Origin of the sequence: Enterobacter sp. ZOR0014, from assembly GCF_000798855.1 — a bacterium.
In the GTDB taxonomy this organism is placed as follows: Bacteria; Pseudomonadota; Gammaproteobacteria; order Enterobacterales; family Enterobacteriaceae; genus Enterobacter; species Enterobacter kobei.
This window is the reverse complement of sequence record NZ_JTLF01000184.1, coordinates 1-331: the sequence shown is the minus strand read 5'-3', so window position 1 is coordinate 331 and position 331 is coordinate 1. Positions and strand designations below refer to the sequence as shown.

Annotated in this window: 1 protein-coding gene; it reads left to right on the top strand. The window is 36.0% G+C overall.

The genetic code is table 11. The features are described 5' to 3' along the window. Positions 1 to 64: 64 nt before the first annotated feature. On the top strand, positions 65 to 331 hold a 267-nt coding region (locus L977_RS09755; protein WP_156118164.1), incomplete at its 3' end, for a Sak single strand annealing protein.

The following is a 331-nucleotide window of genomic DNA, read 5'->3' as shown; positions in this document are numbered from 1 at the left end:
GAACATCTGATTTGACAAAAGCCTCAGAGCTTAAAAGCCAAGGTTGGAGAGAAGAGGTTATCGAATGAGTGTATTTGAAGAACTAAGCGTTATTAATGTAAATGATAAGAAAAGCAAAAAGAATAATTTAGATTATCTTAGTTGGGCATATGCATGGTCTGAAGTTAAAAAAGTATATCCTGAAGCTAACAGTAAAGTTTATGAAAATGAACAAGGGTTAAATTATCACACAGACGGTCGCACAGCATGGGTTAAGGTTGGTATGACTATTGAGGGCTTGGAGCACATTGAATACTTGCCTGTAATGGACTATCGTAACCAATCTATGTTC